The organism is Streptomyces sp. UW30 (assembly GCF_008042075.1).
In the GTDB taxonomy this organism is placed as follows: domain Bacteria; phylum Actinomycetota; class Actinomycetes; order Streptomycetales; family Streptomycetaceae; genus Streptomyces.
In genome coordinates, this window is the sequence record NZ_RDBN01000053.1 from 1,648,042 (window position 1) to 1,662,551 (window position 14,510).

The window sequence follows — 14,510 nt, forward strand, 5'->3', positions numbered from 1 at the left end:
GGGTGATCCTGGACCGGAATCTGAAGCGGCTCATGATCGGGCCGAGCCCTGGGAGGCGGGCGGCTGCGATCCATCTGCAGGCGGCTGCGCGCCGTTCGAGCTCGCCGGGGCGGTGTCCGGCACCGGCGGGAGCTCAGTGGTGGGCGCGGCGTCGGCCTGCGGAGCCGGGCGCTCCTGGGATGCCGGAGCAGCAGGAGCATCCGCCGGCACGGGGGGTGCGGACGGGGCCGGGGGGACCGCGGCGCCCTCGTTCTCGGTGCTCACAGCTTCTCTCCTATAGATCCACGGCTGGTGTTGTCGGTCGCACTCGGTCACGCCCGTTCACGTACGTTCATGGCCGGTGCGCTTCAGCTGTGCATGCCTTTTGTATGTCGTCAGCTTTTCCCACGGGCCGTCAGAGCACCATAAGCGGTTGCTGTGGGTCCACGGCCATTCCTTATATAGGTCATGAGCGACTAAACGGGCGCAATCCCAGCGCTCTCACTACCGCTCCGGTCGCACGCGCACCCTTGTGCGGTGGCACCATGACGCGGTGACCCACGCACGGCAGCACCAGATCCAAGTCGTCGCCCACCGCGGAGCCTCCGAAGACGCTCCCGAGCACACCCTGGCCGCGTACAAGAAGGCGATCGAGGACGGTGCGGACGCCCTCGAGTGCGACGTACGCCTCACCGCGGACGGCCACCTCGTCTGTGTTCACGACCGTCGCGTCAACCGTACGTCCAACGGCCGTGGCGCGGTCTCGGCCCTGGAGCTCGCCGAGCTCGCCGCCCTGGACTTCGGCTCCCGCAAGAACCGTGACTCGTGGAAGAACCGGGCCGAGGAGCCCGACTGGGAGTTCCGGCCCGAGGACCCCGAGGACACCTCCGTACTGACCCTGGAGCGACTGCTGGAGCTCGTCGCGGACGCGGGGCGGCGCGTGGAGCTGGCGATCGAGACCAAGCATCCGACCCGGTGGGCGGGGCAGGTCGAGGAGCGGCTGCTGCTCCTGCTGAAGCGGTTCGGGCTCGATACGCCCGCCTCGGCGGCCGAGTCCCCGGTGCGTGTCATGAGCTTCTCGGCGCGCTCGCTGCATCGCGTGCGTGCCGCGTCCCCGACGCTGCCGACGGTCTCTCTCATGCAGTTCGTCTCACCGAGGCTGCGCGACGGTCGGCTGCCGGCGGGCGTCCACATCGCAGGTCCCTCCATCCGCATCGTGCGCAGCCACCCGGCCTATGTGGAGCGCCTGAAGCGGGCCGGCCACCAGGTGCACGTATGGACCGTGAACGAACCCGAGGACGTCGACCTCTGTGTCGAGCTGGGCGTCGACGCCATCATCACCAACCGCCCGCGCGCGGTGCTGCACCAGCTCGGCCGCTGACACACCGCACAGGGGAAACCCCCTGGTCCCCTTGAATCCCTGCGCAACCTCTTGACCCCACCACCCCTCCAGCCTCATCCTCCACTCTCGGCCACACCGAAGAATTCCAGCCATCTCGATTACAGGGAGTGCTCCGGCGCGTTCGGTCCGTATTCGATCGTTGCGAATGCGTCTCCGGACATTGATTGGCCGGTTTCCGGTACAGGCCAATGGGGCATCCACTCCGTGGCGTGGGGCAAAGGAGGTCTCGGGGGTGGCGTTGGTGGTGGCACAGGAGGTGCCCACGTCGTCGAGCATGGCCGTACCCCATGGTCCTGCGGGCGTGGGGAAAGCGAGACACCGTATGCGCGCGCAGTTGCGCACGGGCGGCGTGGCGGAATCGGTGATCGACGATGCCGTATTGATTCTTTCCGAACTCTTGAGCAACGCGTGCAAACACGGCCGGCCGCTGGGTGACGCGCTGTCCGGGGACGGCGACGTCCGGGCCGCATGGCGCGTGGACGCGGGCGGCAGGCTCACGGTGGAGGTGACGGACGGCGGCGGGCCCACCCGCCCTGCTCCGGCCACGCCCTCGGTCACCGCACACGGCGGCCGCGGGCTGAACATCATCACTGCTCTCGCCGACGACTGGGGCGTACGGGACGACGCCCGGGGCGAGGTCACGGTCTGGGTCGTGGTCCACGACGACGTGCACGATCCCGACGTCGGGCACCGCCGGGACGACTTCGCTACGCGCGTCACGGCACCGTCGGTGGGCGCCATGGCCCGTCTCGACTTCGCGGACGCCTTCGACGACCGGGACTGAGACGGACTGCCGCCCAGGCACCGGTTTCGGCACAAGCCCTGCTCGTGCCGCGAACCGGCTCTTCTCCCGGCACGACGCGGTCGGTTGTCCACAGCCTCCCGTCGGCTTCGGCGTGAACGGCTAGGCTCGCGCCGTACCAGACGAGCCGTAACCGGGAGACACCCAGATGGCCAAGAAGCGACCCCAGACCAAGGCCAAGCGCCCGCAGCTCAGCGGCGGGGCCTCCGCCGTAGGCGCTGACGGGCAGGTTCCGGTAGTCGGCGCTCGCGAGCCCTGCCCCTGCGGCAGCGGCCGGCGCTACAAGGCCTGTCACGGCCGGGCCGCCGCGCATGCGGTGACCGAGCTGGTGCAGCGCCCCTTCGAGGGCCTGCCCGGCGAGTGCGACTGGGTGGCCCTGCGTGAGCTGGTGCCGGCCGCCACCGTCGAACTGCCCCTGAAGGGCGGCCTCCCGGAGGGCGTCCCGTCGGTCACGCTGGCCACGGTGCTGCCGATGGCCTGGCCGGCCCTGCGCCGCGACGACGGCTCGGTGCTGCTCGGCCTGCAGAACGACACGGCGTCGGGCGACATCAGCCGCGACCTCGCCGACACCCTCCAGCAGGCCCTCACCGCCCAGCCGGGCACCCCGGTCCAGGGCCGCCGCGCTCCCGCCGACGGTCCGCGGCTGCAGGATCTGCTCGACCCCGAAGGCGCGTTCGAGCCAGTTGTGCACCCGGGCTTCGAGTTCTGGGTCCCGGACGCGGAGAACGCCACTCCGGAAGTGGCCGCCTCCCTGGAGCGGGCCAACGCCGCGGCCATCCCGACCGTGAAGCTGACCGGCGTGGACTCCGCCTACTGGTGCGAGACGCCGGACAAGAACCACCTGCGCTGGGTCATGCCGCACGAGGAGGAGCAGCTTCTGGACGCCTTGGCGCGGCTGCACGCGGCGGGCAGGTCCAACCTCGGCGAGGGCACCCGCCTCGTGGGCTCCTTCCGTGCCCACGGCCTGACCGTGCCGGTCTGGGACCTGCCGAGCGGCGTCGGCGCCGAGGACGTGGAGAAGCCGGCGGCCGAGTTCGCCGAGCGCCTCGCCGCGGCCCTGGCCACGGACGCTCCGCTCACGCCGGACGAGCGTCGCGCGCGTGGCGGCCTGACCAACCGGCAGGTCACGCTCAGCTGACGCGCGGGGCGAAGATCGGGTTCGGCTGAACGGCCGTTCAGCCGAACAGGCCCGCCCGGGAGAGGTGAATCCGATCACAACTCCCATGCGGAGCAAGGGAATCCGTGACTTGAAAGCCCGGATCGAATTTGCGAACCGCCGATCTCTTGTTACCGTTCTTTTAGCCCGGTTGCTGGTGCATCCCCCGTCGCCAGCAACCGGGTCTTTCCATGTGCACTGTTCTTTACGGAATGACGTCGAACGTCAACTGCCCGTGTCCGACCCGGATTTGCCCGGCGCCGAGTTGCTCGCGGAACGCAGCAGCAGTGCCCCGCCACCGGCCCGCTCCGCGAACTCCGTGACGGCCGTGTAGGCATCCAGTCCCGCACGCGTGCGCTCCCGAGGCGTCTCGCACGTCCCCGGCTCGTCGTCGGCGCCCACCTCACAGCGCATCTGCACCGTGCGCCCGTCGGGCCCCATGAGGCTCAGTACGGAGTTCAGCGCACCGCCGGTCGCATTGCGGAAGTAGGTGCGCGCCCAGGTGTCGTCGCCCTGCGTGAGGACACAGGTCTGCGCCTCGACGCCCTCCGGCGAGGTGAGTTCGGGACCGCAGCGCACGGCGGTGGACAGGCCCAGGTCGAGCAGGACCGGGGAGTCGGTGGGCGTGGCCGTGGGCGCCTTGGCGTCGCCGTGCGGGGACGGACGTACGGCACCGCCCTTCGGGGCGGGCGGGGAGGACCGTACGGCGTCGCGGGCCGGGGCCGCGCCCACCGCGGCCCGGCCCGCCTCGACGACCTGGCCGGCGGCGGCCCAGGCGAGCGGCAACGCGACGGCGGCCGCCGCGACGGACGCGAGGGCGATCAGACGGACTCTTCGCTGGTTCGACCCGCGGCGATGCGACAACGGTGTCCTTTTTCCCCTGGAATGACGCGGCATATCCGGAAGATAACGACCATGCGTGCGTGCACCGTTCCGCGCGCGCCGGACAGCCCTACAACTCGGGCGCGCTCACACCCGTACGAGTGAGGGCCTCGACCACCGCGTCGACGACTGCCTCCACATCGGGCACCCACGGGGAGGCCGAGCCGGGCAGCGGGGCGCGCTGCCAGCTGATCGGACCCTGACCGGTCTCGGAGGGGGGCAGGGCGATGTAGCCGCCCTCGCCGTGGAAGCGGAGGGAGCCGGGGACGAAGTCCTGGGCGTACAGCAGTTCGCCCAGCTGTTCCATGGAGTACGGCTTCACGAGGATCGCCCAGCGGGCGGGCGAAGCGACGACCGGGCCGAGGCGCATGCCTCTGCGGTCGAGTGCGGCCAGGGCGTGCGCGGCCGGCAGGGCGGGCAGGCTGACCGCGCAGGGGGCCTTGCCGCCGGTGGCGAGGATGATCGGCGCCGCGGGCCGGTTGGTCCACCACCAGCGCAGCATGCGCGCGTCGGTGGTGGCGGCGAGGAGTCCGGGGTCGAAGGGATGGGCACCGGGAACCGTGCAGTCCGGGTCGGGGCAGCCGCAGCGGGAGTGCCCCTGCGGGTGCGTCGTCACGCCCGGGAGTACCGGCCACTGCCATTCCGTCGCGAAGGTCAGGGCCGCACTGATCAGCTCAGGCCTCTCGTCACCGCGCAGGAGCCTGCGTCGCCTTCCGAGGATCTCGCGCATGAGCGCTCGTTCCTTTCCGTTGCACCGCTGGCAACACCGTGGTCCACATCACACCATGTGTCGATCACTTCACTGTGCGTACCTGTTGGCGCATCACACCCCTGCCACGAGCAAGGGGAACCCCTATGGGCCGAGCGTTGGCTGCTTCCGCGGCAGCCTCGTCCATACTGCGTCTACCAAAAGCATGGGCGTGGCGTGGGGTGGCGAAGTCTGGCGTTTTACCGTCGCGCGTATTTCTCTTCGCCTCCGCCACGGGAGGATGGGGCACGATCGTCGGTGGCTAAGACGCCCGGGTCCGTCACCAGGTTCCGGGAGGTTGCGAACCACCCCTGGCCTTCACCGAGTACGTACCCATCACGACCGCTGTGACGCTCCGTGGAACGAAACCAGTCGACCGCAATACCCCGTTCCCTGAGGCAGTTTTAAGCCAACTTTGCCTTAATGCAAGAGGTCCACGAGGAGTGCTCCGGTTACCCACGGACACCAGGAATCCCAGCAGGACAATGCTGGACATCCCCTTACGAGTGCGTGTACATGTGGAGACACTGCTAGCGGCGCAGAATGACATGGGGGTTTGCGATGCTTTTGAGCAATACGCACCGGTCGGAAAGCCGGACGCCATGAACGCCCCTCACCCTCCGAAAGTGGCCGGAATCGACTCGACGGTTCCGTCGCCCGCACACACTGTCACGCCCGCGCCCGCGACCTCGGGCGCCTCGTCCGTCGCCCCGCCGACCCCACCCGGCGCACTGCTTCAGGACCGGCTCGCGGGCTGGGTCTCGGACCTCACGACGCTCCACGAACTCACCGAACGCCTGGCCCGCACGGCCTCGCTCGCCGAAGCCCTCGAGGAACTCCTGCGCGCCGGATCGGCCCTCGTCGGCGCCCGGCGCGGTCTGGTCGTACTGGAACCGGCGGACGGGCTCGGCCCCGACACGACCATCGGGCTCGGCCTCGCGCGGGCCGACCTCGGGCACATCGAGACGGTGCCGCGCAGCGCGATGTCGTACGGCAGGATCCTCGACGGGCTGCCCGGCGGCGACGGCGAGATCGCCCAGCCCGACCTGCTCTCCGAGGACGGACTCGACCCGCGCCATCGCGAGGTGGCCGCCCGCCTCGGCTACGCCGCCAGCTACGCCCTGCCGCTGTCCACCGAGGCCGCCGGGCGTCTCGGCGCCGCCGTCTGGCTGTACGACGAGCCCGCCGAACCCGCCGAGCGCCAGCGCCACCTCATCGGCCTGTACACCCGCTACGCCACCGAGCATCTGGCCCGGCTCCTCGAAGTCGAGCGCACGCGCGCGTGCATGCGGACGATGTCCGATGAACTGCTGCCCTCCCGCCTGCCGCGCATGGCCGGCGTCCAGCTCGCCGTCCGGCACCGCACCGGCCCGCGCGGGGGCGGCGACTGGTACGACGCGCTGCCGCTGCCGGACGCCGCGCTCGGCCTCGCGGTCGGCTCGGTGACCGGGTCCGGGCCGAGCGCGGTCGCCGCGATGGGCCGGCTCAGGGCCAGCCTGCGGGCGTACGCCGTGATGGAGGGCGAGGACCCGGTCGCGGTCCTGTCCGACCTGGAGCTGCTGCTCCGGCTCACCGAGCCGGCCCGCTCCGCCACCGCCCTGTTCGCCTACTGCGAGCCCGCCCTGCGCAAGATCACGCTCGCCGGCGCCGGGCACTCCCCGCCGCTGCTGATCGGCGACCGGCGCACGGAGTTCGTGGAGACGTCCGTCTCCGCCCCGCTGGGCATGCTGGCCTGCTGGGAAGCGCCGAGCGTGGAGGTCACGGCGGAAGCCGGAGAGACGGTTCTGCTGTACACCGACGGGCTGCTGCACCGCACCGGCGACGCCACCGACCGTGCCTTCGCCCGGCTGCACGCGGCGGCGGCCGGGGTGCCGAGGGCGATCCGGCACGATCCGGACGCCGTCGTCGACCATGTACTGCGGACCGTGCTGCCGGACGGGGCGGACCTGGCGGACAGCGACGAGGACGTCGTCCTGCTGGCCGCTCGCTTCGAGTAGCGGCCCGTGGCCCTTCGGTCACTCACCCATAACAGGCACGTGGCCTGCGTCATAGCACCGGCGGGCATCCTGCCCATCGGCCCCGGGTTCCGTCCCGTACGACCGTACGATGGACGGGGTCCAGTGCCGTATCGAGGAGGATGACCGTGGCCGACGAGCTCACCCCGGCCGAGTCTATTGCTGCTACCGCAGCGGGCCCGGAAGAGAGCCCAGAAGAGCCGATCAAGCAGCGTAAGAACGGCCTGTACCCGGGCGTGTCCGACGAGCTCGCCGAGAACATGCAGTCCGGCTGGGCCGACACTGAGCTGCGCGACCTGGCGCCGATCGCCCAGGCCGCCGAGACCGCCGCGCGGCGCGCCGCGCTGTCGGCGCGGTTCCCGGGCGAGCGGCTCGTGATCCCCGCGGGCAACCTGAAGACGCGCTCGAACGACACCGACTACCCCTTCCGGGCGTCCGTCGAGTACGCGTACCTCTCCGGCAACCAGACCGAGGACGGCGTGCTCGTCCTGGAGCCCGTCGCGGACGGCCACGAGGCGACGATCTATCTGCTGCCCCGCTCCGACCGCGAGAACGGCGAGTTCTGGCTCTCCGGCCAGGGCGAGCTGTGGGTCGGCCGCCGGCACTCGCTGACCGAGGCGGGCAAGCTGTACGGCATCCCGGCCTCCGACGTGCGCGAGCTCGCCGACACGCTGCGCGAGGCCACCGGCCCGGTCCGGGTCGTCCGTGGCTTCGACGCCGGCATCGAGGCCGCGCTGACCGACAAGGTCACCGCCGAGCGGGACGAGGAGCTGCGGGTCTTCCTGTCCGAGGCGCGGCTGGTCAAGGACGCGTTCGAGATCGGCGAGCTGCAGAAGGCCGTCGACTCGACGGTGCGCGGCTTCGAGGACGTCGTGAAGGTCCTCGACAAGGCCGAGGCGACCTCCGAGCGCTACATCGAGGGCACGTTCTTCCTCCGCGCGCGGGTCGAGGGCAACGACGTCGGCTACGGCTCCATCTGCGCGGCCGGACCGCACGCCTGCACGCTGCACTGGGTGCGCAACGACGGGCCGGTGCGCTCGGGTGACCTGCTGCTGCTCGACGCGGGCGTCGAGACGCACACGTACTACACCGCCGACGTCACGCGCACGCTGCCGATCAACGGCCGCTACAGCGAGATCCAGAAGAAGATCTACGACGCCGTGTACGAGGCCCAGGAGGCCGGTATCGCGGCCGTGCAGCCGGGTGCGAAGTACCGGGACTTCCATGACGCCTCGCAGCGAGTGCTGACCGAGAAGCTCGTGGAGTGGGGCCTCGTCGAGGGGCCAGTGGAGCGGGTGCTGGAGCTCGGGCTGCAGCGGCGCTGGACGCTGCACGGGACCGGGCACATGCTCGGTATGGACGTGCACGACTGCGCTGCCGCGCGCGTGGAGTCGTACGTCGACGGCACGCTGGAGGCCGGCATGGTGCTGACCGTCGAGCCGGGGCTGTACTTCCAGGCCGACGACCTGACCGTGCCGGAGGAGTACAGGGGGATCGGGGTGCGGATCGAGGACGACATCCTGGTGACGGCCGACGGCAACCGGAACCTCAGCGCCGGGCTGCCTCGGCGCTCGGACGAGGTCGAGAGCTGGATGGCCTCTCTGAAGGGCTGACGTCGTGATGACGGCCGGGTGCCAAGGGGGTACCCGGCCGTCGTCGCCGTCTGCGGGTTGTGCGGGCTGGTCGCGCCCACGCGGCGGAGCCGCATATCGATACGCCCGCACCCTCGGCCCGCTCCTCCTGACGGCCCTGCTGGTGGAGTGGGGGACGCCTGGCCGGCTGCTGCTGGGCGGGGCGATGCCGGCCGCGTCGTACGCCATGGGAGCGGCGCGGTGGGCCGCCGGTCGCCGGGCGCGGGAGACGGTCAGGCAGCCCGCGCCAGTGCCGTGATCGGCAATGAGTCCAGGAACAGCGCCCCCGCGAGCAGGCCCGCACTCCCCCGCGGGCTCCACGCGCGCGTGTGGAGGTCCGCGTCGAGGGACGACAAGGCCTGCGCGCCCGCATCGGTGGCCGCGCCGCCCGCTTCCAGGACGCCGCGGGCGCCCGCCTGGACGTGCCGTAGGCCGAGGGGGCCCGCGGTGTAGAGGAGTTCGGTGTCCTGGAGCGTGGACATCACCGTGAGCAGGGCGTCCAGGCGGGCCTGTTCCTCGCTGGCGCCGGCCGCGCGGGCCCTGGTGAGCGCGTCCAACGCCCGCCGTACGTGCGGGAATCCGGCCCGTGCCTCACCGCGCGCCCCGGCGGCGCCGTACTTCGCGGACACCGAGGAGCCCCGGGAGGGCCTGCGCGGGGCACGCTTGTCGGTGTGCGCGGCGATGCGCTTGGCGGTCGCGGCGACGTCCCGCGCGCCGGCCCGGGGGTCCAGCGCGGCCGCGGCGACCAGCAGGCCGAGCGTCCACAGGGCGCCCCGGTGACCGCCGCCCGCGAGGTGCACCGAGTGCTCGGTGCACCTGCCGATCGCGCCGAGTTCGGTGCGCAGCGTCAAGGTCGGCTCGCCCGTGCGACGGGCCGCCGCGGCCATTGCGGCGAGGCCGGGGGCGAGCGCCTTCGCCGACCAGCGCAGCATGCGGTGGTCCCGGCGGGTGACGCCGGCGTCGAGGTCGCGCGGGTCGGGCAGGCCCGGCTTGGGAGCCAGGGCCAGCTGCCCGGTCAGCGCGGTCACGGCGGCCTGCGCCAGCGCCTCGTCCTGGCGGCTGCTCATGGCCGTACCCCTAGGAGGACGACGAGGCCGACGAGGACGACGGGGCGTCGCTGGGCGGGGTGCCCGTCGGGGCGTCGCTCGGAGGCGTGCCACCACCACCGCCGCTGCCCGCGCCGGTGTTCTCGGCGTCGGGGTCGATCCCGACGGTGAGGAAGCCCTTGTAGCCCTTGGAGGGGGCCTTCTTGTGCACGGCCTTCAGGGTCAGCAGGCCGCTGGAGGCGCCGCCGCCGTCGTAGACCATGTCGTTGTCGAGGGTGGTGTAGCTGCCGGAGTGCTTCGAGTAGGGCTCCAGCGTGAAGATCTCCTCGGCGATCTCGTCGTCGAAGAACAGCTGGCCGGTGTAATTGACCTTGCCGCCCTCGTAGGTGCCGTCCTCCTTCTGGCCGCCGGTGTGCACCTTGAGGTGGATGTGGCAGGTGCGCGGGGTGTACCAACCGGGGAAGATCGTCTCGAACTTGACGACCCCGTTGGCGCCCGCGACCTGGTAACCGCGCAGATAGGTCTTGTCGTTCGCGGTCGAACCGTCCTCGCTCTCGGCGGGCGCGGAGCCGCCGGGGTTGGCCGTGGTGTAGCCCGAGTAGTAGCCCCAGGCGTCGCAATGCCAGATCTCGACGGCGGCGCCCTTGACCGGGGTGCAGCCGTCGGTGGCGTCCACGACCGTGAGGCGCAGCGTCAGCGGGACGCCGCTCTTGCCCTCGGTGATGTCCTTTCGCACCAGGGCACCGTCGAGGTAGTACGGGCCTTCGGTGACGCTCGACATCAGCGTCATGCAGCCGGAGCTCTCCGAGGCGCTCGCGGAGGCCGTGGCGGCGTCGGTCGCCGTGGCGGCGGTGTCCGCGAAGGCGGCCTGGTAACCCGCGACGGCAAGCCCGCCGGCCGCCACGGTGCCCCCGGTCACCGCGAGGGCCCGGCGCCGGGTGATCGACTTGTCCTTGTGGTTTCCCGTCATGGCCAGGAAATTAGGGACGCCACCCATCAGAGGGTTGGGGTCGCGCTGTCCGTCGGCTGTGAATGCCGAGGAAGCCGAAGCGGGCTGCTCTCACCGCCGGGCGGGGCTCCCGGTCGGCGCTAGACCGCCATCAGCGGGGCGTCCTTGCGCCACTTGAGGATCTTGTCGAAGCTCACCACGGCCCCGCCCCGGTCCGGCTTGTTGCCGATCTGGACGTGGTCGGCGAGCTCGCTGATGAGACACAGGCCCCTGCCGTCCTCGGCGTCGAAGGACGCGAGGCGCGGGGCGCGATGGGGTGCCGTGAAGCCGGGACCGGAGTCGGTGACCTCGATGTGGCACTTCTCGCCGTCCAGATAGGCCGTGACGCGGTACGCCTGAGGGGAGCCGTCGGGGGTGAGGCCACCGCCGTGCTCGACGGCGTTGGCGCAGGCCTCGCTGAGGGCGACGGAGAGGTCGTACGAGACGTCCGGGTCGACGCCCGCCGTCTCCATGGTGCCGAGCAGCAGGCGCCGGGCGAGGGGAACGCTCGCGGCTTCACGGCGCAGATGGAGTGACCACCAGATGCTCATGCTCCAGCCTCCTGGCCGCGGCTCGACATACCGTTACGTATTGCCGCGAGTGCCCGGCTGTAAGCACATCCTTGACGTGATGCCGCCCATATGGTCGATGCGCCCACGCCGGAATCGGTGTATGTGGTGGCGGCCCACACCAGAATGTGATCTTCCGGCTGTACGGGCCCTATACCCCGTACGTCTCGTACGACTCGTACACCCCCCAACCGCTCGTATGTCATCTTGCGGACCTGCCGTATGGCGGTCATAAGGCCAGTGCGATGATGAGCCCGCCATGTCTGCCCCCCACCCGCGCACATTGCGCGCCGGAAGCGATCTCCGGATACTGCGGGCCGCGGTGTTCGCCGCGGTCTGCGTCGCGCTGGCCGGGGTCGGGCATGTGCTGGGTTCCTGCGCCACGATTCCGCTGTGGGCGCTGGGTGCGGGGTTCCTGGGAATCCTGCTCGTCACCGTGCCGTTCGCGGGGCGCGAGCGCTCGCTGCCCGGGATCGCGGCGCTGCTCGCGGTCGGACAGACCGTCCTGCACTCGCTGTTCGGGCTGGGGCAGCATGTGACGGCGGCCGCCGGTTCGTCGGCCTCGACCTCGGCATCCCTTTCCGACGCCGCGCTCGTCGAACGGGCCGCGCGGCTCGTGTGCGGGACCGCGGCGGCGGCCATCAGCCCCGTCCAGGCCCAGCGGATTCTCACGGACGCGCGGATCGGCCCGGCCGCGGGCGCGCACGCCTCGCACCCCTCCGCGGACGGCATGTCCGCCGCCACCGACTCCTCCGCCGCCCTGTTGCCGTCCCTGCCCATGGTGTTGGCCCACCTGCTCGCGGCGCTCGTCGCGGGGTGGCTGCTGCGGCGCGGGGACCTGGCCCTGCTGCGGATCGTCGAGATGTCCACGCTGTCGGCGCACTCGGTCGCCGAGGGAGCTTTCGTACGTTCCCTGCGCGGGGCGCTCGCGCTGGTGCGCGCCCTGCGTGCCGGACTGCCCGGGGCGCCCGAGACCGGCCCGCGCTTCCTGCGCACCGAGTCACTCGCGCGCCGCGCGCCGCGCACCGTGGCCCTCCAGCACACGGTGATCAGACGCGGCCCGCCGGCCGACGTGCTCGCCCTCGCGGCCTGACACGACGCGACCGTCACTCCACTTGCGTGGGATGAGGGGCCGCCGTCGTGCGGCACGCATGCGCGCGCGAGTTCTTCCGATCGAGGCACATCCCGCTCTGCCTGATCGGGCACCACTGCGCGCACGTACCCCTCTTCACCACCGGAATCCGAATCTCACTCACAGTGGAGTGCTCCGCATGAAGGCCTCTCGTATCGCCGCCGCAGGCGTCCTCGCCGGCTCGGCCGTGCTCGCCCTGTCCGTCCCCGCCTTCGCCCACGTCAGCGTGCAGCCGGAGGGCACCGCCGCCAAGGGCGGTTACGCGGTCGTCGACTTCAAGGTGCCCAACGAGCGCGACGACGCCTCGACCACCAAGCTCGAGGTCAGCTTCCCGACCGACCACCCGCTGGCCTCCGTGATGCCCGAGGCCGTTCCCGGCTGGAAGGCCGAGGTCACCAAGGCCACGCTGGACAAGCCGCTGGAAATGCACGGCAAGAAGATCACCGAGGCCGTCACCAAGGTCACTTGGACCGCCGAGGGCAAGGGCATCCAGCCCGGCTTCTTCCAGAAGTTCCCCCTCTCCGTCGGCACCCTCCCCGAGGACACCGACGAACTCGTCTTCAAGGCGATCCAGACGTACTCCAACAAGGAGGTCGTGCGCTGGATCGAGGTCCCGCAGGAGGGGCAGGACGAGCCCGAGAACCCGGCGCCGGTGCTCGCACTGTCCGCCGCCGAGGAGGGCCACCACGGCTCCTCTTCCTCCGACCAGGCCTCCGACTCCGACGAGAGCGAGGCCGCCGCCGCGAAGACCGACGCCGCGGAGCCCGCCGACAGCAGCGACACCACCGCCCGCGTCCTGGGCATCGTCGGCATCGTCGTCGGCGCGCTGGGTGTGGCGTACGGCGTGCTCGCCGGCCGTCGGCGCACGGACGCCTGACAGCCCCTTCGGTTCACGGCGCGCACCGGGGCACGCACCCGGTGCGCGCCGGAGACCTCACCATCGCGACAACTCGGACATCCGAGATAACCGAGATAGCCGAGATAACTGAGATCACTGAGATCACTGAGATCACTGGGACATTTCTCTATGTGTAAGAAGACTTGGCATGCGTAAGAAGAGCTTCGCCGCGGCCGCACTGCTCGCCGCCGCCACCCTCACCCTCTCCGCCTGCGGCAGCAGTGACGACAACGCGCAGCCCGTGACCGTGGTGTCCGAGGAGGCCGGCGCGGACAAGGCCGCCATCGTCCTCGACAAGCCGTTCGACAAGCCGGACCTGGTCCTCACCGACACGAACGGCAAGAAGTACGACCTCCGCAAGGAGACCGCGGGCAAGCCGACCCTGGTCTACTTCGGCTACACCAACTGCCCCGACGTCTGCCCGCTGACGATGAACAACATCGCCGTCGCGAAGAAGCAGCTGCCCAAGGCGGAGCAGGACGAGCTGCGCGTCGTGTTCGTCACCACCGACCCGCAGCGCGACACCGCGTCCGCGCTCGGCAAGTGGCTCAAGGGCATCGACCCGCAGGTCGTCGGCCTGACCGGCGGCTTCGACACCATCCAGGCCGGCGCCCGCACCCTCGGCATCACCATCGAGCCGCCGCACAAGGACAAGAACGGCAAGACGGTCTCCACCCACGGCACTCAGGTCGTCGCGTTCTCGCCGAAGACCGACGGCGGGTACGTCCTCTACACCGAGGAAGCCAGTGTCGACGACTACACCAAGGACCTCCCCAAGCTGATCAAGGGGGAGAAGCCGTGAGGCGTGTCGTCGCGCCCGTCGCGGTACTGACCGGGGCCCTGGTCCTCGCGGGCTGCGGCTCCGGGGACGGCCAGGACTCCAAGGCCGAGGTGTCGGTCAGCGGCGCCTACATGCCGCAGCCCGTGTCCGACTCCATGGCGGCCGGCTACCTGACGATCACCAACAAGGGCGGTACGAAGGACGAGTTGACGTCCGTCACCAGCGACGTCGGCGAGGTGACCGCCCACGAGACCGTCGACTCGTCGATGCAGGAAGTCAAGGACGTCCCCGTCCCCGCGCACGGTCAACTCGTGTTCAAAAGCGGCGGCAACCATCTGATGTTCGAGAAGCTGAAGCGCAAGCCGGTGCAGGGCGAGACGCTGACCGTGAAGCTCCACTTCGCCGAGTCCGGCACCGTCACGGTCCGGATGCCCGTGAAGTCGGCGACGTACAACCCGAAGACCGGACACTGAGGGAGAGA

General features: G+C 70.9%; 14 protein-coding genes. 9 read left to right on the forward strand and 5 right to left on the reverse strand.

Features of this window, described 5'->3' with window-relative positions:
- Positions 1-532: 532 nt before the first annotated feature.
- From EAO75_RS42000 to EAO75_RS42010, 3 genes are all read left to right on the forward strand, one after another.
- Complete coding sequence (locus tag EAO75_RS42000) at positions 533-1,360, forward strand: glycerophosphodiester phosphodiesterase (RefSeq protein WP_148000257.1); 828 nt, start codon at positions 533-535, stop codon at positions 1,358-1,360.
- 166 nt (positions 1,361-1,526) lie between these two features.
- On the forward strand, positions 1,527-2,165 hold the full coding sequence (locus EAO75_RS42005; protein WP_148000258.1) for an ATP-binding protein: 639 nt from the start codon (positions 1,527-1,529) through the stop codon (positions 2,163-2,165).
- Between the two features lie 166 nt (positions 2,166-2,331).
- Positions 2,332-3,321: a DUF5926 family protein gene (locus tag EAO75_RS42010; protein ID WP_148000259.1), complete on the forward strand. Its 990-nt coding sequence runs from the start codon at positions 2,332-2,334 to the stop codon at positions 3,319-3,321.
- A 243-nt stretch (positions 3,322-3,564) separates the two neighbouring features.
- Here the strand turns inward: EAO75_RS42010 and EAO75_RS42015 are convergent, their stop codons facing one another.
- Both EAO75_RS42015 and EAO75_RS42020 read right to left on the reverse strand, forming a co-directional pair.
- Positions 3,565-4,236, reverse strand: coding sequence for a hypothetical protein (locus EAO75_RS42015; protein ID WP_410092781.1), 672 nt, complete (start codon positions 4,234-4,236; stop codon positions 3,565-3,567).
- 55 nt (positions 4,237-4,291) lie between these two features.
- Positions 4,292-4,951: a bifunctional DNA primase/polymerase gene (locus EAO75_RS42020; RefSeq protein WP_148000260.1), complete on the reverse strand. Its 660-nt coding sequence runs from the start codon at positions 4,949-4,951 to the stop codon at positions 4,292-4,294.
- Between the two features lie 503 nt (positions 4,952-5,454).
- Between EAO75_RS42020 and EAO75_RS42025 the strand changes: the two genes are divergently transcribed.
- Positions 5,455-6,966, forward strand: coding sequence for a PP2C family protein-serine/threonine phosphatase (locus tag EAO75_RS42025; RefSeq protein WP_148000261.1), 1,512 nt, complete (start codon positions 5,455-5,457; stop codon positions 6,964-6,966).
- A gap of 146 nt (positions 6,967-7,112) precedes the next feature.
- On the forward strand, positions 7,113-8,597 hold the full coding sequence (locus EAO75_RS42030; RefSeq protein ID WP_410092783.1) for an aminopeptidase P family protein: 1,485 nt from the start codon (positions 7,113-7,115) through the stop codon (positions 8,595-8,597).
- Between the two features lie 251 nt (positions 8,598-8,848).
- Here the strand turns inward: EAO75_RS42030 and EAO75_RS42040 are convergent, their stop codons facing one another.
- From EAO75_RS42040 to EAO75_RS42050, 3 genes are all read right to left on the reverse strand, one after another.
- Complete coding sequence (locus EAO75_RS42040; RefSeq protein ID WP_148000263.1) at positions 8,849-9,682, reverse strand: triphosphoribosyl-dephospho-CoA synthase; 834 nt, start codon at positions 9,680-9,682, stop codon at positions 8,849-8,851.
- A gap of 10 nt (positions 9,683-9,692) precedes the next feature.
- Positions 9,693-10,631 carry an intradiol ring-cleavage dioxygenase gene (locus tag EAO75_RS42045; RefSeq protein WP_148000264.1) on the reverse strand — a complete coding sequence of 313 codons (939 nt, stop codon included), beginning with the start codon at positions 10,629-10,631 and terminating at the stop codon, positions 9,693-9,695.
- 119 nt (positions 10,632-10,750) lie between these two features.
- Positions 10,751-11,200 (reverse strand): ATP-binding protein, encoded by a 450-nt coding sequence (locus EAO75_RS42050; protein ID WP_148000265.1) that lies wholly within the window; start codon positions 11,198-11,200, stop codon positions 10,751-10,753.
- A 277-nt stretch (positions 11,201-11,477) separates the two neighbouring features.
- On the opposite strand from EAO75_RS42050, the gene EAO75_RS42055 reads away from it, so the two are divergent.
- The 4 genes from EAO75_RS42055 (at position 11,478) to EAO75_RS42070 (ending at position 14,502) form a co-directional block, all read left to right on the forward strand.
- Complete coding sequence (locus EAO75_RS42055; protein ID WP_148000266.1) at positions 11,478-12,311, forward strand: hypothetical protein; 834 nt, start codon at positions 11,478-11,480, stop codon at positions 12,309-12,311.
- A 178-nt stretch (positions 12,312-12,489) separates the two neighbouring features.
- Entirely contained in the window at positions 12,490-13,227 is a 738-nt protein-coding gene (locus EAO75_RS42060) for a YcnI family protein (RefSeq protein ID WP_148000267.1), read from the forward strand.
- A gap of 169 nt (positions 13,228-13,396) precedes the next feature.
- Positions 13,397-14,050, forward strand: coding sequence for an SCO family protein (locus EAO75_RS42065; RefSeq protein WP_148000268.1), 654 nt, complete (start codon positions 13,397-13,399; stop codon positions 14,048-14,050).
- The gene (locus EAO75_RS42070; protein WP_148000269.1) at positions 14,047-14,502 is read left to right on the forward strand and encodes a copper chaperone PCu(A)C; all 456 of its coding nucleotides are present in this window, start codon (positions 14,047-14,049) and stop codon (positions 14,500-14,502) included. The genes EAO75_RS42065 and EAO75_RS42070 overlap by 4 nt, the downstream gene beginning before the upstream one ends.
- Positions 14,503-14,510: the final 8 nt, after the last annotated feature.

Coding starts and splice junctions, on each gene's coding strand:
- EAO75_RS42055 (WP_148000266.1), top strand. CDS start 11,478: ATGTCTGCCCCCCACCCGCGCACATTGCGCGCCGGAAGCGATCTCCGG.
- EAO75_RS42050 (WP_148000265.1), bottom strand. CDS start 11,200: ATGAGCATCTGGTGGTCACTCCATCTGCGCCGTGAAGCCGCGAGCGTT.
- EAO75_RS42010 (WP_148000259.1), top strand. CDS start 2,332: ATGGCCAAGAAGCGACCCCAGACCAAGGCCAAGCGCCCGCAGCTCAGC.
- EAO75_RS42065 (WP_148000268.1), top strand. CDS start 13,397: ATGCGTAAGAAGAGCTTCGCCGCGGCCGCACTGCTCGCCGCCGCCACC.
- EAO75_RS42025 (WP_148000261.1), top strand. CDS start 5,455: ATGCTGGACATCCCCTTACGAGTGCGTGTACATGTGGAGACACTGCTA.
- EAO75_RS42005 (WP_148000258.1), top strand. CDS start 1,527: ATGCGTCTCCGGACATTGATTGGCCGGTTTCCGGTACAGGCCAATGGG.
- EAO75_RS42015 (WP_410092781.1), bottom strand. CDS start 4,236: ATGCCGCGTCATTCCAGGGGAAAAAGGACACCGTTGTCGCATCGCCGC.
- EAO75_RS42040 (WP_148000263.1), bottom strand. CDS start 9,682: ATGAGCAGCCGCCAGGACGAGGCGCTGGCGCAGGCCGCCGTGACCGCG.
- EAO75_RS42020 (WP_148000260.1), bottom strand. CDS start 4,951: ATGCGCGAGATCCTCGGAAGGCGACGCAGGCTCCTGCGCGGTGACGAG.
- EAO75_RS42045 (WP_148000264.1), bottom strand. CDS start 10,631: ATGACGGGAAACCACAAGGACAAGTCGATCACCCGGCGCCGGGCCCTC.
- EAO75_RS42060 (WP_148000267.1), top strand. CDS start 12,490: ATGAAGGCCTCTCGTATCGCCGCCGCAGGCGTCCTCGCCGGCTCGGCC.